The following is a 23,294-nucleotide window of genomic DNA, read 5'->3' on the forward strand; positions in this document are numbered from 1 at the left end:
GCCGCGGTGCCTCGGTCGGCATACCGTCGAGCCCAGGCCCCGCAATCTCAGGGGTAGCACCCGTGCGGGGCCGTCGTATCTCCGTCCTTGCGCGGTACGGGAATCAGGCCGTTCCGGACCGGAGGACGCACCGTCCGGGGCGGCTCCGAAACCGGCGGGATCGGCTGCCGGGACGCCCGGACGTCCAAGGCGTCCGCCGGGATCCCGTACCGGGGCCGACCCGGCGTCCCCGGCTCAGGGGCGATCGCGGGTCAGGGCGTCAGGCACGACGTCGACACAGGCAGCTGGTCAGTCGGCAGTAGTCGACGTGGAGTCGCCGGACGAGCACGGCACGTCGGAGGCTCCCCGGGGGCACGGGTTTCACGCCACGCACTATAAGCAGCGGCTTGCGCCCCGGTGTGCACCGCCCCCTGTCCCGAATCTCCCCTGTGTCCCAGGTCACGGTTCTCATGGTCCCCTGTCGCGCCACGGCTGGTCAGGGGGTGCCGGTCGGACGGCGCCGGTCGAGCTGGGCGAGCAGCTGCGGGACGCGGGACGACGAGACGGCCTCGCCCAGCACCCTTGCCTGAGCCTCGTACGCGTGCGCGCCCGGATCGTCCAGCGCCGACCGCATCCAGGACCGCCAGCCCTTGCTCGCCACTGTGCACCGCAGCACGAGCGAGCCGTTCGACGGGACGGCCCCCGAACCCGTGCAGGAGCCGAGAGCGCGGTGTTCCGCCAGGATCGTCACGCGCAGCGTCGCCCGCGCGCCCTGCGGCGGGGCGCCGTCCGGGCGGACGAGGGTGGCCGGGACGCTGACCGTGCACGCCTCGGTGTTCTGGTCGCAGTTGACGAAGCTCAGCTTGCCCGGACGGAACCGGAGCGCCGGGTCGGCGGCCCCCGCGAGCGCGGCGACGCGTCCGCGCACCTCGGCGAACGCCTTCTTCGCGTCGGGGACGGCACCGACCGTGAACACCGGCTCGTCGCCGGCCGCCGCCTGCACCTTCAGGAGCGGGTTCGGCGCGTCCGCCCCGACGAGGTAGTCGGCGCGCGGCGTCTTCACCCGGTACGCGCGGACGTTCCCGACGTTCTCGGTGGACGGCTTGTCCGGCGCGGACGCGAGCCGCTTGGCGATCGTGTCCGGCGCGAACACGGCCCTGACGTCCAGGCCGGGCAGGTTCGCGGGGGCCTTCGTCCAGCGTCCCGCGTAGTCGGCGGCGTGCTCGGCCTCGCCGCCGTAGGTCTTCCAGAAGGACGCGGCGGCGCGAATGTAGGTGTCGCCGCCCGCCGCGACGACGTCCGCGTGCTCGGGACCCGCGGTGAGCGTCCCGGACGCCGCGCCGCCCGCGAACACGGTCAGCGTCAGGCGGACGGGCTTTCCGTCGCTGCGGACCGTCCCGTCGTAGCGGACGCCCGTCGCCGCCAGCAGCCGCTGCCGCGCGGCCGACGCCCAGGGCGCGGTGGCCTGCGGCTTCGCGCCGCCCCGCCGCTTCTTCCCCGAGTCACCGCCGGTCAGCATGAACGCCGCGGCCCCCAGCGCGATCGCGACCACCGCCGCACCCGCGATGAGCACCGGCGACGGCACTCCGAGCACCCGCCCGAGCGCCTTCTTCCCAGGCGCCCCCGCCACCCCGCCCGGGACGGGTGCCTCAGGTGGGACGGGCGCCCCGGGCAGGCCGGGCGTCTCAGGTGGAAGGTTCCCGACGGGGGGAGAAGGGGGTGCGGGGGACGTCCCCTCCTGATTGGAACTCACGCAGCGCTCTTCCTGCCGACGACCGGATCAAGAACAAAGAGTGCCGGACGGGACGCACTGGTGCAGCCCGTCCGGCACTCCGCATGCCGGGTCTCCCGCTCTTACCCCGAGGCCGTCACTCGGAGTCCAGGTTCCGCTGGAGCGTCTGGACGTCGGCGGACGACATGGCGAGCGACACCGCGTACGGCGTCACCCACACCCGGTTGTAGTTCTTGCCCGTCCGGGCCCACTCGCCGCCGGAGATCGTGCACTGCACCGGGACGTCGTCGTAGGACGTGACCGTGCCGGAGCTGGTGCAGTCGCCGAAGTACTTCCCGCCGTCCTGCTTCTCGGTCAGCTTGAAGGTGACCTTGACCGTGATGGACGACAGCGAGCCGCGGATGCTCCAGACCTCGGCCTTCACCGTGCACGGGTTGCCGAAGGACTTGCAGCTGACGAACTGCGCCTTGCCCTGGATGCGGGCGGTGTGGTCGGAGTCGACCGCGTCCGACAGCTGTCCCATCTGGGACCGCATGTCGCCGAGCGCCGGGGCCGCCGCGCCGCCGGACAGCGGGGTGACGTCCGCGCTGACCGTCGGGTAGCTGCTCTCGTAGCGCAGCAGCTGCGGGTCGCCGTCGGCCGTGACGTAGAAGCTCGTCCCGATCGCGGTGATCTTGATGGCCTTCTTGCCCTGCGCCGTCGTCTTGGTCGTCGTGAGGCGGTACTTGCTGTACTTGCGCATCTCGTCGGCGACCGCGGTCGGAGTGAGGTCCTCCTTGAAGTCGACCGAGAGGTCGCTGGAGCTCAGCGCGCCCCACTGGTCGCCGTCCTTGAGCATCCCGGAGTTGACCGTGGAGGTGAACTTGCCCGACCAGTACGACTTGGGCGCCTTCACGAACAGCTTGTCGTCGGCCGACAGGAACGTGACGTTCTGGCCGCTCCACTGGACGGGCCCGTAGGCGCGACCGCCCTTGGTCACCTTGATCTCGCCGTTCAGCGAGTCCGACGACGAGCCGATCGTGCCCTTGTAGCTGAGCACGCGCGCGGCGGCGACGGCGTCGGCGGCCTTGGTGAGGCGGTCGGCCGGCTTCTGGCCGCCGTTGTTGACGACCACGACGACGACCACGACCACGATGATCGCGACGAGCAGCACCGCGCCGCCGATGATCGCGGCGATCAGGCCGCCGTTGCCTCCCGACTTGGGGGGCGCCATCGGCGGGGGCATCCCCGGTCCGGGCGGCATGCCGGGGCCGGGCGGCGGCGGGCTGTAGAACGGCGGCGGCGTTTCGGGCGTGCCGTAGCCGGGCGCTCCAGGCACGCCGGGCGGCCCGTATCCGGGAGCGCCGGGCGCTCCGGGCGCGCCGGGATACCCGGGCCCGCCCGCCCCACCGGGACCTCCGGGGCCCTCGGGCGGCGGAGGCGGCCAGGAGGGACCGGCCGGGGGGTCCCATCCGGGCGGTGGCGGCGGAGGACTGCTCATCCGGTCACATCCTTCCAGGTCATATGACCTCAAATGCCTGTCCAGTGTGCAGCAAAGGTGGGGGTCCTTGATCCCTGAGCCCCCAATTGACGGTTAATTGTGAGCTTTGAGTTATTCGTCGGCCAGTGCGCGTTGCATGCGGGGAACGTCCTGAAGGCCCATCGCCAGTTGGAACGCGGCGGTGTAGACCCACACCGTCTTGTACTCGCTACCGTGCTTCGCCCACTCGCCGCCGGAGACCGTGCACTGGACCGGTTGCGACTGCCCCGCCGGGACGACGCCGTCCGCCCGGCAGTCGCCGAACACCTTGCCCCCTCCGTTCCGCTCCGACGCCAGGCGGAAGTACGCCCTGATCCGGGCCGGTCCGGACGTGCCCGGATCCGGCTGGACCTTCACGCTGACCGTGCAGGGACGGCCGAACGTGCCGCAGCCGGTGAACTCCGGCTTCGCGGCCACCTTCGCGCGCCGGGACGCGTCGAACGCGTCGCCGAGCCGTCCCATGTCGGTCATCACGTCCGCGACCGTAGCGGGCCCCGCCGACACCGGCTGAGCCGTCACATCCGCCGCGATCTTCGGATAGGACAACTCGTACCGCAGCAGTTCGTGCCCGCCCGTCCGGGAAATGTAGAACGCGACGTCACTCGTGCTGATCTTGATCGCCTTGCGGCCGCGCGCCGTCGTCTCGGACCGGGTCGTGCGCAGCCCCGCGTACCGGCGCATCAGCGCGGCCATCGCGGGCGGCGACAGCGCGCCCTTGAAGTCCAGGCCGAGCTCGTCCGGGGCGATGGCTCCCCAGTAGTCGCCGTCCGGGAGGAGCGCGGCGTCCGTTGTGTACACCTGCATCCGACTCGTCCACGCCGACTTCGGTTCCTTCAGAAAGACACGCCCGTCTGCGGCGAGCAGCGTCGCGGCGGTGCCACCCCAGGTCACCGGTCCGTACGCGCGGCCACCTTTGGTCACTTTCAGCTTCCCGGTCAGCGTCTGCGACGTGGAACTGATGGTCCCGGAGTAGGTGAGCGTGCGGACGTTCGCGAGCGCGGAGGCCGCCTTGAGCAACGTGTCGCGCGGCTTCTCCTTCGTGTTCTCCCGGACGGTCAGGACGACCGCCACGCTCACGAGCCCGAGGAGCAGGAGCGTCCCGAACGCCACTCCGACGACGAGTCCCGTCCGTCGGCGCGCGCCCGTCGGCGGAGACCCGCCCGTCGGCGCGGGAACCTCGCCCGGACGCGCGGGATAGAACGGCGGCGGCGTGCTCGCGCCCTCCTCCGAACCCCCGTGCGGCCCGTACTGCGGCCCCGGTGGAGGAGGGGACGGCGGGGGCGTGGCGGGCCCTGGCATCTCCCACCATTCGGGACGTCCGGACGGAGGCTCCCAGCCGGACGGCGGTGTGCCCATGGTGATCACGTCCTCTCCGGTCGCCGCGCCTGCCGTCGGAATCCACCTGAACGAGGTGTTTCCTCCCACCAACGTGAGGCGAAGAATCCGGTTTGTGAACCCGTCAGATGCGTGGGCCGCGCTACGCCTCACGCCGGAGCCGGTCGGGGATACTTGACGGGACCCGGCCACGGAGGAGCCCGTGCAGGACTATTTCCACACGTACGGCGTCGTCGCCGCGCTGCTCGCGGTCGGCGGCGGCATCGTCGGCGGCGGCCTCGCCGCGAACCGGCTGCTGCGTCCGAACCGTCCGACCGGAGAGAAGCTCACCACCTACGAGTGCGGCGTCGACCCGGTCGGCGACGGGTGGGCGCAGTCCTACGTCCGCTACTACGTCTTCGCGTACCTGTACGTCGTGTTCGCCGTGGACGCGGTGTTCCTCTTCCCCTGGGCGACGGTGTTCTCCGCGCCGGGCTACGGCATGACGACGCTGGGGGAGATGTTCGTCTTCCTGGCCTTCCTCGCCGTCGGCCTCGCCTACGCGGGCAAGAAGGGCGTCCTGTCATGGGTATGAGCGGCGCGCGCGACGGTGTGGGCGACCAGGTCTCCGGCGCGCGCGGCGGTGTGGGCGGCGCGGCGAAGGGCGTGGGTCACAATGGCGGCATGAGCGCCGTGGATCTTCCGTCGCCCACCGTCGGTCCCCTGTCCCGGCTCGCGCCCAAGCCGGTGCGGTTCGTCCTCAACTGGGGGCGCCGCTACTCGCTGTGGGTCTTCAACTTCGGGCTCGCCTGCTGCGCCATCGAGTTCATCGCGACGTCGATGAGCCGCCACGACTTCATCCGGCTCGGCGTGATCCCGTTCGCGCCCGGCCCCCGCCAGGCCGACCTGATGGTGGTGTCCGGGACGGTCAGCGACAAGATGGCCCCGGCCGTCCGCCGCCTGTACGAGCAGATGCCCGAGCCGAAGTACGTCATCTCGTTCGGCGCGTGCTCCAACTGCGGCGGCCCCTACTGGGACTCGTACTGCGTCACCAAGGGCGTCGACCAGATCATCCCGGTGGACGTGTACGTGCCCGGCTGCCCGCCGCGTCCCGAGGCGCTGCTGCACGGCATCATCCGCCTCCAGGAGAAGATCGCCGCCGAGTCGCTCGGCGACCGGTACCAGGGCGGGTCCGGCGCCGAGACCGTCCTGCCGCCGCCTCCGCCGCGTCCACTTCCGGCCACGGTGCTGCGCCGCCCGATCCAACCCGCCCCGCCGCCGCCCGAACCCGAGCCCGAGCCCGCGCCGGAACCCCGGCCCGAGCCCGAGCCGCCCGCGTCGGACGCGATCACGCAGCCCGTGCCCCAACCCGAGTCCCCGGACACGGCCGCGACGAGGCCCGTCCCACCAGTGACCGAGCCGACCGCCGAGCCCGCCGCCGTTGAGCCGGATGCCCCGACCATCCCCACCAGAACCGTGGGGCACCCGGACGCGACGCGTCCCCTGGAGACGCCGCCATCCGCCGAGAACGGCAACGGCAACGGGCGTAAGCGCAGGTCACGCCTCGAGGACCACGACCCGTCGATCATCCCCGGCCTCATGGACGACGACGGTGGCGACGACCAGATGGGCAGGACGCGGTGACGCCCGCCGAGCTGTCCGAGGCGTGGACGACCCGCTTCGCCGACGAGGCCGCCACGTCGGAGAGCCACGGCGAGGTCACCGCGGACGTCCCCGTCGAATCCTGGCTGGACGCCCTGACGTTCGCCCGCGACGACCTCGGCTGCGCCTTCTTCGACTGGCTCACCGCCGTGGACGAGCTCGAAGACGGCTTCGCCATCGTTGTCCACCTGTACTCGCTCGAGGGCAAACACCACCTGCTCGTGCGCACGCGCGTCCCGCGTGAGAACCCGGCGCTCCCGACGGCGACCGGCGTGTTCCGCGGCGCGAACTGGCACGAGCGCGAGACGTTCGAGATGTTCGGGATCGTCTTCGACGGCCACCCGAACCTCGTCCCGCTGCTGCTCCCGGACGGGTTCGAGGGCCATCCGCTGCGCAAGGACTTCGTCCTCGCCTCGCGCGTCGCCAAGCCGTGGCCGGGTGCGAAGGAACCGGGCGAGTCGGGGCACGGCGCGCCGTCGCGCCGCCGCGTCCGCCCGCCGGGCGTCCCGGACGACTGGGGGCCCTCGCATGCTTGAGGTCGTCGTCAAGCTGGTGCTGGTCGCCGCCGCGTTCGCGGTGCTGCCGCTGCTGGTCGGGCAGGCCGAGCACAAGGTCATGGCGCACATGCAGGGACGGCTCGGCCCGATGTACGCCGGGGCGTTCCACGGCTGGGCGCAGCTGGTCGCCGACGGGGTCAAGTTCGTCCAGAAGGAGGACGTCGTCCCCGCCGCCGCGGACCGGCGGATCTTCAAGCTGGCCCCGGCGGTCGCGCTCGTCCCGTACCTGCTGGTGCTGCTGGTCGTCCCGGTCGGACCGCACGGTCAGGTCGCGCTGGACCTCGGCCCCGGCGTGTTCTTCGCGCTCGCCGTGATGGGCGTCGGCGTGATCGGCGCGATCATGGCGGGCTGGGCGAGCGCGAACAAGTACTCCCTGCTCGGCGGGATGCGGGTCGCGGCGCAGCTGATGTCCTACGAGCTGCCGATGGTGTTCACCGCGGCCTCGGTCGCGATGGCCGCCGGGACGCTGTCGCTGTCCGGGATCGTCGAGCAGTGGCGCTGGTACTGGCTGCCGTGGCAGCTGGTCGGCGGCGTGGTGTTCTTCGTCGCGGGCCTCGCCGAGCTGCGCCGTCCGCCGTTCGACATGCCGGTCGCCGACTCCGAGATCATCTTCGGTCCGTACACCGAGTACGGCGGGCTGCGGTTCGCGCTGTTCCTGCTCGCCGAGTACGCGGGCATCGTCGTGCTGTGCGCGCTGACGACCGTCCTGTTCCTCGGCGGCTGGAAGGGCCCCTTCCTGGACGGTCAGCTCGGCTGGCTCTGGACGCTCGCCAAGGTGTTCGCGCTGGCCTTCGTCGTCATCTGGTTCCGCGTCAGCTACCCGCGCCTGCGCGAGGACCAGCTGCAGAAACTCGCGTGGGCCTGGCTCGTCCCGCTCTCCCTCGCGCAGCTCGCCCTGACCGGCGTCCTCACGATCGCCCTCGCCTGACCCCGCCCGCCTGACCTCGCCCGCCTGACCGGGCCCGCCTGACCGCGCCCACGCCGACCAAGCCCTCGGCCTGACCGCGCCCCGCTGAACCTCGCCTCCCCCCGCGGCTCCCGCCTCAGTCGAGGAAGACCACGTACTCCTTGAGCTTCGGGCCCAGCGAGGGCGGGAGGTCGACGTCCACGGAGAGCTCCTCGACCGAGGTGAACCCGCCGTGCTCGGCGCGGTGCGCGACGATCCGGTCGACCAGCTCGGACGTCAGCCCGGGCAGGGTGCCGAGGACGGTGGCCGGGGCGTGGTTCACATCGACCAGGCCGCCGTCGTCGTAGGTGCCCTGCAGGTCGGGACGCCCGATCCGGAGTTCGTGCGCGAGCGCGGGATCGTCGGCGCAGAGGCGGCGGGCCTCCGCGCGCAGCTCGCGCCGGTACTGCACGGCGCGGACGGCGTACTCGTTCGCCCGGTCGTGCGTCGCGGTGGGCGTGAAAACCGAGGACCGGACGGCGAACGCGTTGGCCGTTCCGGCGATCCACACCGTCGTCATCAGGAAGCTGCCGAGCAGGAACATGAAGATGTCGCCGACGCTCCACAGGAGCATCGAGAGCCCGATCCCGAACGTGTAGGCCGCCGCGCCGAGCGCGAGCCCGGCCGACCGCCTCCGCACCGACGCGTACAGGAACGAGAGAGGAGTGCCCCAGCCGAGCGTCACGAAGGGGATGACCGCCCAGCCGAGGCCGGGCGCGAGGAGCGGCTTCGGCGACGGGACGGACGGCAGGGGATGGCGGCCGGACGGCAATGGCCCGTCCGGGAATCGACGATCGGAACCCGGTGTCACGCTGCGCCTCCTCCTTCCCCGCCCACACCCGAACAGACGAACGTGGCGCCCGGCGCGTTCCCCATCGAGGCCGGTTACGCAATCATGGGCCCGTGGGACGGTTGCCAGGAGGCGGGCTTGCCAAGGGGCTCGCCGTCACGTTGCGGACGATGACCAGGCGTTCTATCACGCGGCAGTACCCGGAGGCCGAACCGGACCTCCCGCCGCGCAGCCGGGGGGTGATCGCGCTCTTCGAGGAGAACTGCACCGTCTGCATGCTCTGCGCGCGCGAGTGCCCGGACTGGTGCATCTACATCGACTCGCACAAGGAGACGCTGCCCGCCGAGGGCGGCGGACGCCCGCGCACCCGCAACGTCCTCGACCGGTTCGCCATCGACTTCGCGCTGTGCATGTACTGCGGCATCTGCATCGAGGCGTGCCCGTTCGACGCGCTGTTCTGGTCGCCGGAGTTCGAGTACGCCGAGTACGACATCGCCGAACTCACCCACGAACGCGACCGCCTGCGCGAGTGGATGTGGACCGTCCCGCCGCCGCAGGCCCCGGACGAGCGCGCCGAGCCGACCAAGGAAGTCCAGGCGGCGCAGAAGGCCGCCGAACGCGGAGACCGCCGATGACCGGCCGGGACGTGGTGTTCGCGCTGCTCGGAGTGGTCGCGGTGGGCGCGGGCCTGCTGGTCGTGACGACGCGTCAGCTCGTCCACGCGGCGCTGTGGCTGGTCGTGTCGTTCGGCGCGCTCGCGGGCTGCTACCTGGTGCTGACCGCCGAGTTCGTCGCCTGGGTGCAGGTGCTCATCTACGTCGGCGCGGTCGTCGTGCTGCTGCTGTTCGGAATCATGCTGACGCGAGCGCCGGTCGGGCCGTCCGAGAACCTGGACTCCGGCAACCGCTGGGCCGCGCTCGCCGTCGCCCTCGGCACGGCCGCGCTGCTGGTCACCGTGCTGGTCATGGGCTTTCGTGGGACGAAGCTGAACGACGCCCCGCAGTGCCCGGACGCCGCGTCCTGCCCGGCCCAGGCGAACGGCAGTGCCGAACACCTCGGCGAAGCCGTGTTCCGCACCTGGGTGCTGCCGTTCGAGGTCCTGTCGGTGCTCCTGCTCGCCGCGCTCGTCGGCGCGATCGTCCTGTCCAGGACGGACCTCGCGTCCCGGAAGGACCGCTGATGCCCGGCAGGAACCCGCAGATGGACCGGAGGGACCGCTGATGGACCGGAGGGACCGCTGATGCATCTCGCCTTCCCGCTCGTCACGGCCGCGCTGCTGTTCTCCGCCGGGGTCTACGGGGTGCTCGCGCGGCGCAACGCGATCCTCGTGCTGATGTCGGTCGAGCTGATGCTGAACGCGGTGAACCTCAACCTCGTCGCGTTCGACGTGCACCTGCGCGACCGCCTGCACGGCGGCCAGGTCCTCACCCTGTTCACCATCGTGATCGCCGCCGCCGAGGTGGGGCTCGGCCTCGCCATCGTCCTGCTGGTGTTCCGGAACCGCCGGATGATCGACGTCGACCGGCTCCGGTCCCTCGCCGAGCCCGGGCGGGCCACGGCCGCGGAGCGGGAGGCGGTCAAGTGATCACGCTGGCGGCGCTGGTCGTCCTGCTCCCGTTCGCCGGCGCGTTCGCCGGGATGCTCGGCGGACGCCGCCTGCCGCAGCCGTGGGTCGCGTGCGTCCCGGTCGCGGTCTCGACCGTCCTGGCAGCGATCGTCGCGTTCGCCGTGTGGCGGTCGCCCGGCGAGCGCGCCGGCACGCTCACCCTGATCCAGACCGGCTCGCTGCCGATCCGCGTCGGACTCCAGGTGGACGGCCTGTCCGGGCTCGTCGGGATCATGGTGTGCTGCGTCGCGCTCGCCGTCCAGGTGTACTCGGTCGCCTACATGGCGGACGACCCGCGCTACCCGTCCTACGCGGCGTTCATCTCGCTGTTCACCGCCGCGATGCTGCTGGTCGTCTTCGCGGGCGACCTCCTGTTGCTGTACGTCGGCTGGGAGGTCATGGGCGTCTGCTCGTACTTCCTGATCGGCCACCACTGGGAGGACCGCGCGAACTCCCGCGCCGCCGTCAAGGCCTTCCTGGTGACACGGCTCGGCGACGTCGGGTTCCTGTTCGGCATCTTCGTCCTCGGCGTCGCCGCCAAGTCCTTCACCATCTCGGACGTCCTCGCACGCGCAGGGAGCATGTCCCACACGACGCTCACCGCCGCGGCGCTCCTGCTGCTGTGCGGAGTCGTCGGCAAGTCGGCGCAGTTCCCGCTGCACACCTGGCTCCCGGACGCGATGGTGGGCCCGACTCCGATCAGCGCCCTCATCCACGCGGCGACGATGGTCGCGGCCGGGATCTACTTCGTCGCGCGCGTCTACCCCGTGTTCTGGCTCGTCCCGTCCGCGCTGACCGTGCTCGGCCTCGTCGCGGTCGTGTCGATGGTCGGCTCCGCGCTGGCCGCCCTCGCCCAGGACGACCTGAAACGCGTCCTCGCCTACTCGACGATCAGCCAGCTCGCCGTGATGGCCGCCGCGCTCGCGGTCGGAGCGCGCTCGGCGGCGATCTTCCACCTGGTCACGCACGCCGCCTTCAAGGCGCTGTTGTTCCTGGCGGCGGGCTGTGTCATCCACGCGACCGCCACGAACCTGCTCGCCCGCTACGGCGGCCTCCGCCGCACGATGCCGATCACCTTCTGGACGATGTCTATCGGCTTCGCCGCTCTCGTCGGCGTCCCGGCCTTCAGCGGCTGGTTCAGCAAGGACGCCGTCATCGCCGCCGCCCAGCACGGCGCCCTCCACCACGGCGACTACGCCCTCGCCAGCCAGACCGCCGCCTCGTTGATCGACCAAACGGTTCAGCCGGTCGTGCCGCCCAGCCCGCCGACGGTGTCAGGGGCCCCGACCGTCACTTTCGAGTACGTCAGCGTCACCCACCACCTGCCGGGGTGGGTGGCCTGGACGATCTACCTCGGGCTCCTCCTCACGGTCGCGCTCACAGCGGCTTACTCCGCCCGCGCATGGCTGATGACCTTCTTCGGTGAGCCACGCACCAAAGCCCACGCCCACGAGCCGCCTCCCACCGCGCTCGCCAACGAGCCGCCTGCCACCGCGCCTGCGCACGAGCCGCCTGGCGATGCACACGCGCCCGAGCCGCCCGGCAGCGCGCCTGCGCACGAGGCGGGCGGCGACGCGCCTGCGGACGAGCCGCCTGGCGTCGCGCGCACGCACGAGCCGCCGAAGCTGATGACGTGGCCTGTGATGGCGCTGGCCGTGCCCGCCGCGATCCTGGGGTTCTTCGGGCTCGGCGCGTCCGAGCTACGTCCCGAGCTGGTGTCGTCCCTGCTGGGGGTCGTCCTCGTGGCGGCCGGGTTCGGCGGGGTGTGGATGATCTGGAACCGCGATCCGGCACGGGATCCCGCGCGGATGCTCGGCCCGGTGCGTCCGGTGTTCGCGAAGGCGTTCTACCTGGACGAGCTGTACGCGCTGGTGATCGTCCGGCCCGTCCTGGCGCTGGCGCGCGGAGTCGCCGTCATCGACCGGGTCGGGATCGACGCGGCCGTCGTCGGGACGGCCCGCGCCGCGCGCAGGCTCGGCGGCGCGCTGCGGATCCCGCAGAACGGCAACGCCCAGTCCTACCTGACCGCGCTGCTCGGCGGCGTGGTCGTCATCACGGCCCTGGTGGTGATCTTCAAGTGATCTTCCTGCTGATGATGGCGATCCCGGCGTGCGCGGCGCTCGCGCTGCTCGTCCCGAAGCGGCGCTTCCTGCCGGACGACGCGTCGCTCGGCCGGTTCGGGATCCTCGTGTCGGGCGCGACGCTGCTGGTCGGACTGTCGGCGGTGACGGCGTTCGACTTCTCGGACGCGTCCCGGGCGCAACTCGCGGTGAACCGGACCTGGGAGCCGTCCATCGGGCTGCGGTTCCACCTCGGCGTGGACGGGATCTCGCTGCCGCTGGTCGTGCTGACCGCGCTGCTGACGTTCCTCTGCCTCCTCTACACGCACCGGCATCCCCCGGCGGGCGGACGGCTGCGGCTGTTCACGGCGCTGCTGCTCGTCCTGGAGATCGGGATGCTCGGCACGTTCGTCGCGCTCGACCTGATCCTGTTCTTCGTGTTCTTCGAGGTCGTCCTGATCCCGATGTTCGCGGTGATCCTGCTGTGGGGCGGCCCCGGACGGCGCGCGGCGGCGACCAAGTTCATCCTGTACACGCTGCTCGGGTCCGGGCTTCTGCTCGCAGGGATGCTGCTCATCGCGGTGAACGCCGGGACGCTCGACATGACCGAGCTCGCACGGCGGCACGGCGCGGGCGTCTCGCACGGCGTCCAGGTCACCGGGTTCCTGCTGATGATGCTGGGTTTCGGGGTGAAGGCCCCGATGTGGCCGCTGCACACCTGGCTGCCGGACGCGCACACCGAGGCACCGACGGCCGGGTCCGTCCTGCTCGCCGGGGTGCTGCTGAAGATGGGCACCTACGGGCTCGTGCGGATCGCCGTCCCGTCCGCGCCGGACGGCGCCCGCTCCTGCGCCCTGGCGCTCGGCCTGCTCGCGGTGATCGGGATCGTCTACGGCGCGCTCGCCTGCCTCGCGCAGACCGACCTCAAGCGGATGATCGCCTACTCGTCCGTCGGGCACATGGGCTTCGTCCTGCTCGGCATCGCGACGCTCACCCCGGTCGGCGTCAACGCGGCGCTGTTCGGCAACATCGCGCACGGCCTGATCACCGGCCTGCTGTTCTTCCTCGCCGGGTCCGTCAAGGACCGGTACGGCACCGGCGACCTCGAGCGGATCGGCGGTGGCATGCTCGGCGCCGCGCCCCGGCTCGCCTCGTTCCTCACCTTCGCGTCGGTGGCGTCCCTCGGGCTGCCCGGCCTCGCCGGGTTCTGGGGCGAGATGCTCGCGCTGCTCGGCGCGTACCGTCCGGACGCGGGCCTGTCCCGTCCGGCGTTCGTGACGTTCATGGCGGTCGGCGGCCTCGGCGCGGTCCTGACCGCCGCCTACTTCCTGCGGCTCCTGTCGAAGATCACCCACGGCCGCCCACGTGAGGGCGCCGCCGCTGTCGTGGCGCCGAGCGTGTACGAGTACGCCGCCTGGGTCCCGCTGGTCGCGCTGACCCTGCTGGTCGGCGTGTGGCCGAAGACCCTGCTTGCCGTGACGTCCGACCCCGTCCGCGCCCTGTTCGGAGGCCTTGGATGATCCAGGGGATCGACTACGTCGCGATCCTGCCGCCGGTGCTCTGCGCGGTGGCGGCGGTCGTCGTGCTCCTCGCCGACGCCTTCGACGTCCCGCGCCGCTGGCTCGGCGTCCTGACCTGCGGCTTCCTCGTCGCGGCCCTGGCCGCGGTGATCGTCCTCGCGGCGGGGGAGCGGCGCAGGACGTTCTGCGTGCCGTCCGGGCTTCGCGGCGCCGGCCCGCGCTCGTGCTCCTACGTGACCGACGACTTCACGCTGCTGTTCCAAGGGCTGGTGCTCGTCGCCGCCGTCATCGTCGTCCTGCTGTCGCTGCGCGCGATCGACGTGGACGGCCTGCCCGCGGGCGAGTACCACTTCCTGATGCTCTCGGCGATCGTCGGCGCCCTCGCGCTGGTCGCCGCCCGCGACCTGGTGACCCTGGTCGTGGCCCTGGAGACGCTCTCCCTCCCGGTGTTCGCGCTGGTGGGCCTGCGCCGGCAGGACGGCGTCGCCGCCGAGGCCGCCCTGAAACTGTTCCTCGTCTCGGTCGTCTCGACCGCCGTCATGCTGTTCGGGATCTCCCTCCTGTACGGCGTGACCGGCGCGATGCACCTCGACCGGCTGTCCGGTGGGCTGCACGGCCTGCCCGCCGACCTGAAGCCGGTCGCGTCCGCCGGCGCGGTGCTGGTGCTGGCCGGATTCGCGTTCAAGGTCGCGGCCGTTCCGTTCCACTTCTGGGCCCCGGACGTCTACCAGGGCGCCCCGCTGCCGGTCGCGGCGTTCCTGTCGGTCGTGTCGAAGGCCGCCGGATTCGCCGGGCTGGCGATCGTCGTCGGGCTCGGCATGCCGTCCTACGGGCACGTGTGGGGGCCGGTCATCGCCGTCCTGGCCGCCGTCACGATGACGCTCGGGAACCTGATGGCGCTGCGGCAGGGCACCGCGATCCGGCTGCTGGCCTGGTCGTCGGTCGCGCAGTCCGGCTACATGCTCGCGCCGCTCGCGGTCGGCGAACGCCGCCTCACCGAGGCCGTCGCCGCGACCACCGCCTACGTCGCGCTCTACGCGGTGATGAACCTGGGCGCGTTCGCGGTCGTCGTCGCCGTCCAGCGGGCCGGGGACGCGCCCGTCGCCATCGACCGGTTCCGAGGCCTCGCCCGCCGCGACCCCGTCTCCGGGACGGCCCTCGCGTTCTTCCTCATCTGCCTGGCCGGACTGCCTCCGGGCGTCATGGGCCTGTTCGCGAAGGTCGTCGTCTTCCGCGCGACGGTCGCGGGCGATGTGACCTGGCTCGCGGTCGTCATGGCCGTGAACACCGTCATCGGCCTGTACTACTACCTCGCCTGGGCCGTCCGCGTCTTCGGCCCGCCCGGCCCGTCCGCGGAGGAGACGCCCCGCCCCGGCCTCGCACTCCGCGCAGCCATCGTCGCGACCACCGCAGGCGCCCTGGTCCTGTCGATCGCACCCCAACTAGTCCTCTCAGCCGTAGCTTCCGCGACTGCCTGACGCGCCCAGGCGCGACAGCCTGAGGTGCCGCCCGCCCACAGGGGCATTCCGGACGGAAGGGAACGTTTTTCCAGGTCACGCCGTTGTCGCTAATGTACGAACCGTCAACGGGAGGCAGGGAACACGTGCAGTTCAACGGCATCAAGACGGCGGCCCTCATCGCTGCGCTGTCGGCGTTGATGCTGGCGGCGGGCTGGGCCCTCGGCGGCAGCGCCGGCCTGGCCATCGCCTTGGTGATCGCGCTCGGCACCAACGGGATCGCCTTCTTCTTCAGCGACCGGATCGCGTTGCGCTCCATGCGCGCCCACCCGATCAGCGAGGTCGAGGCGCCGGTGCTGTACCGGACCGTCCGGGAGCTGTCGACGTCCGCGCGCCAGCCGATGCCCCGGCTGTACGTCTCGGAGACCATGCAGCCCAACGCGTTCGCGACCGGCCGCAACCCGCGCAACGCCGCGGTCTGCGTGACGCGCGGCATCCTGCGCGTCCTGGACGAGCGGGAGCTGCGGGCCGTCCTCGGCCACGAGCTGTCCCACGTCTACAACCGCGACATCCTCATCTCGTCGGTGGCCGCCGCGATCGCGACGGTCATCACCTACCTGGCGCACCTCGCGATCTTCCTGCCCATCGGCCGCTCGGACGACGACGACGGCCCGGGCATCGTCGGCGCGCTGCTCATGATGATCCTCGGCCCGATCGGCGCCGCCGTCGTGCAGATGGCGATCAGCCGCACCCGCGAGTACCAGGCGGACGCGTCGGGCGCGCAACTCACCGGCGACCCGCTCGCCCTCGCCTCGGCGCTGCGCAAGATCGAGGCCGGCGCCCAGGCCCTGCCCCTCCCGCAGGACGCCGAGCTCGCCACGACCAGCTCGCTCATGATCGCCAACCCGTTCCGCGGCGGCGGCATCGGCAAGCTGTTCTCCACCCACCCCCCGACCGCCGAGCGCGTCGCCCGCCTCGAGCGCATGGCGGGCATCGAGCGCTGATCGTTCCGCCCCTGGAGCGCGTGAAGGACCCGGCTCAGGCCCTGTGAGGCCGAAATCGCCGCATCTGAGATCTCTCGAAAAAAGACCGAACCTCTCGGCCGCGGCCCTCGTCAAAGAACACAGGAGCGCGCCGTCCGCGCCCTTCAGCGGGGGAAGGGACGCGGGGCGCGCTCTGCCTCGGCTCACGCGGTCGGGACGCCATCCCCCCGGCGCCCCGGCCGCGTGACCGCCGTTTTCAGGCGCTCCCCGCCTCGCCGACTACGGCGCGAGGGGCAGCCGCCGTTTGTGGTCGGTGAGCCGGTAGCGCCGGACGATCGTCTCGAAGACCCGCTCGTCCACGGGCTTGCCTTCGAGGAAGTCGTCGATGTCGTCGTAGGTGACCCCGAGCGCGTCCTCGTCGGCCTTGCCCGGATCCAGCGTCTCCAGGTCCGCCGTCGGCGTCTTCCACACCAGCTCGGACGGCGCGCCCAGCGCGTCCGCCACGGCGCGCACCCGCCGCTTGGTCAGCCCGGTCAGCGGGACGAGGTCGGCCGCGCCGTCACCGAACTTGGTGAAGAACCCCGAGACCGCCTCGGCCGCGTGGTCGGTGCCGACGACCAGCCCGTTGTGCGCGCCGGCCACCGCGTACTGGGCGATCATGCGCTGCCGGGCCTTGATGTTGCCGTGCACGAAGTCCTCATGGTGGACGTCGCGGAAGGTCACACCGGCGGTCTGCGCGGCATCGAGCGCGGCGTCGCTCGCGGGCTTCACGTCCACGGTCAGCACGTGGTCGGCGCGGATGAAGGAGAGCGCCAGCTGCGCGTCCCCCTCGTCCGCCTGGACGCCGTAGGGCAGCCGCATCGCGTAGAACCGCGCCTCGTGCCCGGCGTCCCGCGCCCGCTCGACGGCGAGCTGGCACAGCCGTCCGGCGGTCGTGGAGTCGACGCCGCCGCTGATGCCGAGCACCAGGGAGGACAGGCCCGTCGACGTCAGCCGCTCGGTGAGGAAGCCCACCCGGCGCTCGATCTCGTGCCCGGCGTCGAAGGTCCCGGCGACCTCGAGCTCGCGGGCGATCTCCTGCTGCAGGGCGAGGGCCGCCGGTTCGTCCATGTCTGCTCCCCTTGTTCCGATGTACCGGATCCTAGAGGCGGGGCACTCCCGTCACCGACATCACCAGGGGGCCCGGACAGACAAAGGGCACAACACGGGCCGCAGCCTGAGTTGTGCCCTTTTGTCACCCGCCCTAGCGGTAGTTCACGAACTGGAGGGCGACGTCGAGGTCCTGCCCCTTCAGCAGCGCCATGACGGCCTGCAGGTCGTCCTTCTTCTTGGAGCTGACGCGCAGCTCCTCACCCTGGATCTGGGCCTTGACCCCCTTCGGCCCCTCCTCGCGGATGATCTTGCCGATCTTCTTGGCGTTCTCCTGCGAGATGCCCTCCTTGAGCGCGACGCTCAGCTTGTGCACCTTGCCGGACGCCTTCGGCTCCGACGGGTCGATCGACTTCAGCGAGATCCCGCGCTTCACCAGCTTGTCCCGCAGGACGTCCAGGACCGCGTTGGCGCGCTCCTCGGTGTTGGCCTGGATCTCGATCGTCTCCCCGGACCACTTGATCCCGGCGTCCACGTTCCGGAAGTCGAACCGGTTGGCGACCTCCTTGGCCGCCTGGTTCAGCGCGTTGTCGACCTCCTGCCGGTCCAGCTTGCTGACGATGTCAAAGGAAGAGTCCGCCACCGGACACCTCACCCCTTCTAGGCTGCGAATTCGTCCGCCCCGAGCACCAGGCGGGCGACCCTGGGCCCACCCCGGCGCGCCCCGCCAGCGTAGCGACCCGGAGGGATGTCACACCCACTCCCAAGGTCCGCTATTCTTTCCAGTGCCGCCGCGACAGCGGCGACCACGGCGGGTTGCCCGAGTGGCCAATGGGAGCGGACTGTAAATCCGTCGGCTTAGCCTACGCAGGTTCGAACCCTGCACCCGCCACACCACGTGGAACGGCCCCTGACCAGCAAGAACGGTCAGGGGCCGTTCGCATGTCCAGGATCTTGGCCAGGCGGCGGGACGCCGCCGGTGGTTGCGGAATATGGGCGGAATCCAGCGGGGCACGTTCCGCAGGTCGGGCCCAGGACGTTGGAAGATCATCTGCGTGAGCGGGGGGCCGCGGCGTCGGAGATGGTTCGGCCCGTATTCGGCCCGGCGGGCCGAGGGGGAGCACCTTCGGCGAGTGCCCGGTTCGCCCGTCGGCGTTGGGGGCCGTGGCCGGTAGTGGGCTTGGCGGCGGGGTGTGGGGGATCGTTACGGTACAGGCGTGGATCGGCGGGTGTTTGGCGTCTGGACCGCGGTCGTGTCGCTGCTCGCGCTCGTGGACGCGCTGGGGTGGTGGAAGGACTACGCGGACGGGGCGCACAGTGCCGGGCTGGGGCTCGCGCAGACGATGGCGTCGTCGCTGACGTGGATACCGGTGAACATCGGCGTGTACCTGCTCACCGCCTGGTCTCCGATCGGACGTCCCCATGTGGTGCGGGCGGTGCTGGTTCACCTGGCCGGATACCTGGTCGCGCTCTGCTGGCTCAGCGGACGGATGTTCCTGTTCGATCCGGTGCTGCACTGGCTGCCGCCCGCGCGGGGGTTCGGCGCGGAGTACCTCCGCAACCTCGGGGCCTACCTGGCGATGTACTTCGAGTGGGTCGGCGTGGCCCACGGCGTCTACTACTTCACCCAGTACCGGCGGCGGCGTGAACAGCTGGCGCAGGCCCGCGAGCAGCTGGCCGGGGCCAGACTGCAGGCCCTGCGGGCGCAGGTGCGGCCGCACTTCCTGTTCAACGCGATGAACACCATCGCCTCGTTCGTCCATGACGACCCGCCGCGCGCGGAGCAGATGGTCGTGCGGCTGAGCACCCTGCTGCGGCAGTCACTGGAGCACGACGGCTCGCTGGAGGTGACGTTGCGCGAGGAGCTGGAGGTCCTGTCCGCCTACGTGGACATCGAGCAGGCCCGGTTCGAGGACCGGCTCGAGGTGGAATGGCGGCTCCATCCCGGGACGCTGGACGCGCTGGTCCCGCCGCTGCTGCTTCAGCCCCTGGTGGAGAACGCGGTACGGCACGGGATCTCACCCCGCGACGCGCCGGGCACGGTGACGATCTCGGCCCGGCCGGACGGCTCCTGGCTGCAGCTGATCGTCGCCGACGACGGCGTCGGGTTGCCGCCCGACCGTCCGCGCTCCGGGATCGGACTGGCCAACGCCCGTGCCCGGCTCGCCCAGATGTACGGCACGGAGCACCGGTTCAGCGTCGAACCGCGCCCCGACGGAGGCGTCGCGGCGACCGTCCGGCTCCCGCTGCGGACGGCACGGGCGTGATCAAGACCCTGATCGTGGACGACGAGCCACCGGCCCGGCGGCGGCTGCAGCGCATGTTGACCCCGCACGAGGACGTCCAGCTGCTCGACGGTTGCGGGTCGGCCGCGACGGCGCTCGCCGCCCTCGACCGGCACCGGCCCGACCTGGTCTTCCTCGACATCCAGCTGCCCGAGGGCGACGGGTTCGACATCCTCGAGGCGATCTGGGGACGGCACGACCCGGCCGTCGTGTTCGTGACGGCCTTCAGCCGGCACGCCGTCCGCGCCTTCGAGATCGACGCGGTCGACTACCTGCTCAAGCCCTACGACCAGGACCGGCTCGACCTGGCGCTCACCCGGGTCCGCGACCATCTGGCCCGGCGGGCCGCCGTCCCCGCGCTGAACCGGCTGCCCGTCGAGATCGGCGGCCGGATCCGGCTGCTGGACCTGGACGCGATCGACTACGTCCGGGCCGAGGACGGCTACCTGCGCATCCACACCGGCACCCGCTCGCACCTGGTCCGCGGCACCCTGGCCAAGCTTCAGGAGCGGCTCGGTTCCGCGGAGTTCCTGCGGATCCACCGCTCGGTCATCGTCCGGGTCGACCGGATCCGCGAGCTCGAGATCCTCGGCCATGGGGAGATGCGGCTGATCCTCCGCTCCGGCGACGTCCTCATCTCCGGCCGCGCCTACCGGGACCAGGTGCGGGCCACGCTCGGCCTGCCGACCTGACGGCTGTGCTCGGCCTGCCGACCTGACAGCTGCGCTCGGCCTGCCGACCTGACCGCCGCTCCCGTTCACCGGCCGCCCGCTCCCGTTCGCCGCACGGCCCCGTTCACCGCCTTGGGGCCGCTCCTAGGGTGGCCGCAGCCCGTCACCCCGGCAGGGCCGGGGCCGGCATCCGCTCAGGGGCGCGAGTGCCGGTCCATCCACCCCACGTGGGGAGTTCGCGATGAAGAAGATCCGTCGTACCCTCGCCGCTCTCGCCTGCGGCTTCGCCGTCGTGGCACCGGCGTCCACCGCGCACGCCACGGCTCAGGGGCTCGGTGACCCGCGCCCTTGCCTGGACGACGACGGCGCCGTCCAGCCGGGCTTCACCTGCTGGAAGCTGACCGTCCCGCTCGACCATTCCGGCCGGACGCCCGGCACGCTCGACCTCCAGGTCGGCGCCGCGGACGGCCCGGCCCACCCCAAGGGCACGCTGCTGTTCCTCGCTGGCGGCCCAGGCCAGGAGGGTGTCGCCCTGCTCCAGCGCATCACCGGACGTCTGCCCGAGGTGTTCGAGCAGTATCGCCTCGTCATGATCGACCAGCGCGGCACCGGACCGCTCGGCGCCGTCGACTGCCCGGCGATGCAGGCCCAGATCGGCGGCTCGGACAGCGCCCCGGCCACCCCGGACGCGGTCGACGAATGCGTCCGGCTCCTCGGCGACCGGGCCCCGTTCTACGGCACCGACCAGAGCGTCGGCGACATCGAGGACGTCCGGCGCGCGCTCGGCGTGGACACGATGACCGTGGACGGCGTGTCGTACGGCAGCTTCGTCGCCGCCCGGTACGCCATCGCCCATCCCGGGCACGTGGCCAAGCTGATCATGGACTCGGTCGTCCCGCACCGCTGGACGGTCGCCGGGGACCTGAACCTGGTCGGGCTGACCGCCCAGCCCCGAGTCCTCCGGGACGCCTGCAAGGCCGCGCCCGCCTGCGGGTTCGACCCGGCGCAGGACCTCGCCGCGCTCGTCCGGCGGCGCACCGCGAACGGCGGGTCGAGCCTGTTCGGCGCGGTCGCGGGCTACGAGTTCATCGACCCGACCTACCGCAATCCCGACCCCTTCCCAGGCAGTGGCCTGCCGGGCGACATCATCGGCGCGATGCACCAGGCCGTCGCCGGCGACACCCGGAGGCTCGACGCCATCGAGGCCATGATGAGCCCGGCCGACGGAACGCCCGCGAGCCGGCTGAGCGCCGGTCTGCACGCCGCCACCATCTGCGACGACCTGCGCTTCCCGTGGGGCACCTCGGCCACTCCGAAGGAGCTTCGCCAGCCGTTCGTCGACCTCACCGCGCGGACCCTGCCCTCGTCCGCCACCTGGCCGTACACCTCGGCGGTCGCGCTCGCCCAGAGCAGCGTCCAGACCTGCCTGCGCTGGCCGGCCGAGCCCCCGAACTCCAACCCGTCCGGCAGGCTGCCCGGCCTGCCCACGCTGATCCTCGGCGGCGACCGCGATCTCAGCACCCCACTGGAGTGGGCCCGGCAGGAGCTCGCCGTCAGCCCGCCCGGCACCGACCTGGTGGTCGTCAAGGGCGCAGCGCACTCCATCCAGAACCGCGAACCCGGCCACGCCGGACGCGACGCCGTGACCGGCTTCCTGCTGGGCTGAGCGGGGGCCACCGCAAGGCGGACGGCCCTGACCAGGCGCAACGGTCAGGGCCGTTCCGTGTTTCAGGGCCGACCGGAACATCGGCCGGACGGATTCGTCCACAGGGGCCGGGGTGCCAGTAGGTTCGGCGGGTGGCGAATGTGTTGAACGACGCGGTGCGGCGGCTGGTGGACGAGGACAACCCCGCGGTGCTGGCGACGGTGAATCCCGATGGCAGCCCTCAGACGTCCGTGGTGTGGGTCGGGCGGGACGGGGACGATCTGCTCATCTCCAGCCAGGAGGGGCGGCGGAAGGTCCTGAACGTGCTGCGGGATCCGCGGGTCTCGTTGAGCGTGTACGACCGGAACGACCCGCTCTGGTACCTGGAGGTGCGCGGCGAGTGCGTCGTCGCCGAGGACGAGGGGCGCGCGCTCGCCGTGGCGCTGGCGGAGAAGTACGAGGGGACGGGCGCGGGCGAGGAGTACCTGGAGCTGCCGCCCGAGATGGTCCGTGTCGTGATGCGGATCTCGCCCCGGAAAGTGGTCGGGACGGCCGCGCAGGCATGAGCGGCCGTCCCGAACAGGTCCGTTAGCGACGGAACCGGACGCGCAGGGCCAGGGGCAGGATCACCGCGGCGAAGGCCGGGACGGGACCCGGGTCGGGGGCCGGCAGCGGGGCGAAGGCCTTGCTCTTCTTCAGGGCGGGCTGCTTGAACGTCTCCGGGATCGGGATCGTGCCCATCCGGTTGAGCGGCCAGACCTTGACGAACGCGCGTCCGATGACGTCCTTGGTCGGGATCGCGCCGTTCTCGGGGCCGTCCTGGTGCGCGCGCGAGTCGAGCGAGTTGGAGCGGTGGTCGCCCATGACCCAGAGCTGGCCGTCCTGGAGCGTGATGTCGAACGGGCTCTCGGACGGCTTGTCCTGCTGGTGGTCGATCGGGTCGACGTAGATGTAGGCCTTCTCGTCGAGCGCGACGCCGTTCACCGTGATGCGCCCCTGCGCGTCACAGCACTTCACGTGGTCGCCGGGGATGCCGATGACGCGCTTGATGTAGTCCTTCTCGGTGGGCGCGACGCCGAAGGCCGTCCCGATCCAGCGCACCGCCTTCGAGAACGGGTTGCTCGGCTTGGACACCTGCACCTCGGGCTGCCACGAGGGCGGGCCCTTGAAGACGATGACGTCGCCCCGCGTGATGTCCCGGGTGTGGAACACGATCTTGTTCACCAGGACGCGGTCGCCGACCAGGAGCGTGTTCTCCATCGAGCCGGACGGGATGTAGAAGGCCTGCACCGCGAACGTCTTGATGACCAGGGCGAGGATCACGGCGACGGCGATGAGGATGGGCAGTTCTTTCCAGAACGACCCCTTCTTCTTACCCTCGTCCTCGGTCTTCTCCTGGTCGGAGCCCTCCTGAGAGGGTTCTGAGTGCTGGTGTTCAGCGTCAGGTCGCACGTTCGAGAACCTCCCCGGGGACAGGCT

The 23,294-nt window shown here is 71.6% G+C and carries 22 protein-coding genes and 1 tRNA gene; 16 read left to right on the forward strand and 7 right to left on the reverse strand.

Translation table 11 applies throughout. The features are described from left to right. Nucleotides 1-475: 475 nt before the first annotated feature. The 3 genes from P696_RS0123450 to P696_RS0123460 all read right to left on the reverse strand — a co-directional run bounded on the left by P696_RS0123450 (nt 476) and on the right by P696_RS0123460 (nt 4,595). Nucleotides 476-1,732 (reverse strand): hypothetical protein, encoded by a 1,257-nt coding sequence (locus P696_RS0123450; RefSeq protein WP_157429871.1) that lies wholly within the window; start codon nt 1,730-1,732, stop codon nt 476-478. A gap of 115 nt (nt 1,733-1,847) precedes the next feature. After that, entirely contained in the window at nt 1,848-3,191 is a 1,344-nt protein-coding gene (locus tag P696_RS0123455; protein ID WP_034486338.1) for a hypothetical protein, read from the reverse strand. Between the two features lie 111 nt (nt 3,192-3,302). Beyond that, nucleotides 3,303-4,595, reverse strand: a complete 1,293-nt coding sequence (locus P696_RS0123460) for a hypothetical protein (RefSeq protein WP_157429872.1) — start codon at nt 4,593-4,595, stop codon at nt 3,303-3,305. A 172-nt stretch (nt 4,596-4,767) separates the two neighbouring features. On the opposite strand from P696_RS0123460, the gene P696_RS0123465 reads away from it, so the two are divergent. The 4 genes from P696_RS0123465 to P696_RS0123480 are packed head-to-tail and all read left to right on the forward strand — an operon-like array spanning nt 4,768 to nt 7,691. Next, the gene (locus tag P696_RS0123465) at nt 4,768-5,139 is read left to right on the forward strand and encodes an NADH-quinone oxidoreductase subunit A (RefSeq protein ID WP_026414254.1); all 372 of its coding nucleotides are present in this window, start codon (nt 4,768-4,770) and stop codon (nt 5,137-5,139) included. Beyond that, the gene (locus P696_RS59390; protein ID WP_425394162.1) at nt 5,136-6,188 is read left to right on the forward strand and encodes an NADH-quinone oxidoreductase subunit B; all 1,053 of its coding nucleotides are present in this window, start codon (nt 5,136-5,138) and stop codon (nt 6,186-6,188) included. The genes P696_RS0123465 and P696_RS59390 overlap by 4 nt, the downstream gene beginning before the upstream one ends. Then, nucleotides 6,185-6,742 carry an NADH-quinone oxidoreductase subunit C gene (locus tag P696_RS0123475; RefSeq protein ID WP_034486342.1) on the forward strand — a complete coding sequence of 186 codons (558 nt, stop codon included), beginning with the start codon at nt 6,185-6,187 and terminating at the stop codon, nt 6,740-6,742. Before P696_RS59390 ends, P696_RS0123475 begins: the two co-directional genes overlap by 4 nt. Beyond that, nucleotides 6,735-7,691, forward strand: a complete 957-nt coding sequence (locus tag P696_RS0123480) for a complex I subunit 1/NuoH family protein (RefSeq protein ID WP_026414257.1) — start codon at nt 6,735-6,737, stop codon at nt 7,689-7,691. The genes P696_RS0123475 and P696_RS0123480 overlap by 8 nt, the downstream gene beginning before the upstream one ends. A gap of 115 nt (nt 7,692-7,806) precedes the next feature. Here the strand turns inward: P696_RS0123480 and P696_RS0123485 are convergent, their stop codons facing one another. After that, nucleotides 7,807-8,520: a ComEA family DNA-binding protein gene (locus P696_RS0123485; RefSeq protein WP_026414258.1), complete on the reverse strand. Its 714-nt coding sequence runs from the start codon at nt 8,518-8,520 to the stop codon at nt 7,807-7,809. Nucleotides 8,521-8,669: 149 nt separating this feature from the next. Between P696_RS0123485 and P696_RS0123490 the strand changes: the two genes are divergently transcribed. The 7 genes from P696_RS0123490 (at nt 8,670) to htpX (ending at nt 16,146) form a co-directional block, all read left to right on the forward strand. Then, nucleotides 8,670-9,134, forward strand: a complete 465-nt coding sequence (locus tag P696_RS0123490) for a 4Fe-4S binding protein (protein WP_051468043.1) — start codon at nt 8,670-8,672, stop codon at nt 9,132-9,134. After that, nucleotides 9,131-9,679 carry an NADH-quinone oxidoreductase subunit J family protein gene (locus P696_RS0123495; protein ID WP_026414260.1) on the forward strand — a complete coding sequence of 183 codons (549 nt, stop codon included), beginning with the start codon at nt 9,131-9,133 and terminating at the stop codon, nt 9,677-9,679. The genes P696_RS0123490 and P696_RS0123495 overlap by 4 nt, the downstream gene beginning before the upstream one ends. A gap of 60 nt (nt 9,680-9,739) precedes the next feature. Beyond that, nucleotides 9,740-10,084, forward strand: a complete 345-nt coding sequence (gene nuoK, locus P696_RS47565; protein ID WP_051468044.1) for an NADH-quinone oxidoreductase subunit NuoK — start codon at nt 9,740-9,742, stop codon at nt 10,082-10,084. After that, entirely contained in the window at nt 10,081-12,186 is a 2,106-nt protein-coding gene (locus tag P696_RS0123505; RefSeq protein ID WP_026414261.1) for an NADH-quinone oxidoreductase subunit L, read from the forward strand. The genes nuoK and P696_RS0123505 overlap by 4 nt, the downstream gene beginning before the upstream one ends. Further along, entirely contained in the window at nt 12,183-13,685 is a 1,503-nt protein-coding gene (locus tag P696_RS0123510; protein WP_026414262.1) for a complex I subunit 4 family protein, read from the forward strand. The genes P696_RS0123505 and P696_RS0123510 overlap by 4 nt, the downstream gene beginning before the upstream one ends. Further along, a complete protein-coding gene (locus P696_RS0123515) occupies nt 13,682-15,163 on the forward strand; it encodes an NADH-quinone oxidoreductase subunit N (protein WP_026414263.1) in 1,482 nt (493 codons plus the stop codon). The genes P696_RS0123510 and P696_RS0123515 overlap by 4 nt, the downstream gene beginning before the upstream one ends. Before the next feature lie 125 nt (nt 15,164-15,288). Then, the gene (htpX, locus tag P696_RS0123520) at nt 15,289-16,146 is read left to right on the forward strand and encodes a zinc metalloprotease HtpX (RefSeq protein WP_026414264.1); all 858 of its coding nucleotides are present in this window, start codon (nt 15,289-15,291) and stop codon (nt 16,144-16,146) included. A gap of 258 nt (nt 16,147-16,404) precedes the next feature. On the opposite strand, the gene nadE is transcribed toward htpX, so the two are convergent. Both nadE and P696_RS0123530 read right to left on the reverse strand, forming a co-directional pair. Then, nucleotides 16,405-17,235, reverse strand: a complete 831-nt coding sequence (gene nadE, locus P696_RS0123525) for an ammonia-dependent NAD(+) synthetase (protein ID WP_026414265.1) — start codon at nt 17,233-17,235, stop codon at nt 16,405-16,407. A gap of 133 nt (nt 17,236-17,368) precedes the next feature. Further along, nucleotides 17,369-17,857 (reverse strand): YajQ family cyclic di-GMP-binding protein, encoded by a 489-nt coding sequence (locus P696_RS0123530; protein WP_026414266.1) that lies wholly within the window; start codon nt 17,855-17,857, stop codon nt 17,369-17,371. A 167-nt stretch (nt 17,858-18,024) separates the two neighbouring features. Here P696_RS0123530 and P696_RS0123535 point away from each other — a divergent pair. The 5 genes from P696_RS0123535 to P696_RS0123555 all read left to right on the forward strand — a co-directional run bounded on the left by P696_RS0123535 (nt 18,025) and on the right by P696_RS0123555 (nt 22,381). Beyond that, a tRNA-Tyr gene (locus P696_RS0123535) sits at nt 18,025-18,106 on the forward strand. Between the two features lie 325 nt (nt 18,107-18,431). Further along, nucleotides 18,432-19,481 (forward strand): sensor histidine kinase, encoded by a 1,050-nt coding sequence (locus P696_RS52865; protein ID WP_157429873.1) that lies wholly within the window; start codon nt 18,432-18,434, stop codon nt 19,479-19,481. After that, nucleotides 19,478-20,191, forward strand: a complete 714-nt coding sequence (locus P696_RS0123545; RefSeq protein WP_026414267.1) for a LytR/AlgR family response regulator transcription factor — start codon at nt 19,478-19,480, stop codon at nt 20,189-20,191. Before P696_RS52865 ends, P696_RS0123545 begins: the two co-directional genes overlap by 4 nt. A 220-nt stretch (nt 20,192-20,411) precedes the next feature. After that, the gene (locus P696_RS0123550; protein ID WP_026414268.1) at nt 20,412-21,836 is read left to right on the forward strand and encodes an alpha/beta hydrolase; all 1,425 of its coding nucleotides are present in this window, start codon (nt 20,412-20,414) and stop codon (nt 21,834-21,836) included. Between the two features lie 131 nt (nt 21,837-21,967). Then, entirely contained in the window at nt 21,968-22,381 is a 414-nt protein-coding gene (locus P696_RS0123555; protein WP_026414269.1) for a PPOX class F420-dependent oxidoreductase, read from the forward strand. A gap of 22 nt (nt 22,382-22,403) precedes the next feature. On the opposite strand, the gene lepB is transcribed toward P696_RS0123555, so the two are convergent. Then, nucleotides 22,404-23,267: a signal peptidase I gene (gene lepB, locus P696_RS47575; RefSeq protein WP_051468046.1), complete on the reverse strand. Its 864-nt coding sequence runs from the start codon at nt 23,265-23,267 to the stop codon at nt 22,404-22,406. Nucleotides 23,268-23,294: the final 27 nt, after the last annotated feature.

The sequence above is a fragment of the Actinomadura oligospora ATCC 43269 genome, from assembly GCF_000518265.1.
GTDB classification, from domain to species: domain Bacteria; phylum Actinomycetota; class Actinomycetes; order Streptosporangiales; family Streptosporangiaceae; genus Spirillospora; species Spirillospora oligospora.

Excerpts from the sequence above, each read along its gene's own strand:
- P696_RS0123455 (WP_034486338.1), bottom strand. The coding sequence starts at position 3,191 with ATGAGCAGTCCTCCGCCGCCACCGCCCGGATGGGACCCCCCGGCCGGT.
- P696_RS59390 (WP_425394162.1), top strand. The coding sequence starts at position 5,136 with ATGAGCGGCGCGCGCGACGGTGTGGGCGACCAGGTCTCCGGCGCGCGC.
- P696_RS0123480 (WP_026414257.1), top strand. The coding sequence starts at position 6,735 with ATGCTTGAGGTCGTCGTCAAGCTGGTGCTGGTCGCCGCCGCGTTCGCG.
- P696_RS0123490 (WP_051468043.1), top strand. The coding sequence starts at position 8,670 with ATGACCAGGCGTTCTATCACGCGGCAGTACCCGGAGGCCGAACCGGAC.
- P696_RS0123495 (WP_026414260.1), top strand. The coding sequence starts at position 9,131 with ATGACCGGCCGGGACGTGGTGTTCGCGCTGCTCGGAGTGGTCGCGGTG.
- nuoK (WP_051468044.1), top strand. The coding sequence starts at position 9,740 with ATGCATCTCGCCTTCCCGCTCGTCACGGCCGCGCTGCTGTTCTCCGCC.
- P696_RS0123515 (WP_026414263.1), top strand. The coding sequence starts at position 13,682 with ATGATCCAGGGGATCGACTACGTCGCGATCCTGCCGCCGGTGCTCTGC.
- nadE (WP_026414265.1), bottom strand. The coding sequence starts at position 17,235 with ATGGACGAACCGGCGGCCCTCGCCCTGCAGCAGGAGATCGCCCGCGAG.
- P696_RS0123550 (WP_026414268.1), top strand. The coding sequence starts at position 20,412 with ATGAAGAAGATCCGTCGTACCCTCGCCGCTCTCGCCTGCGGCTTCGCC.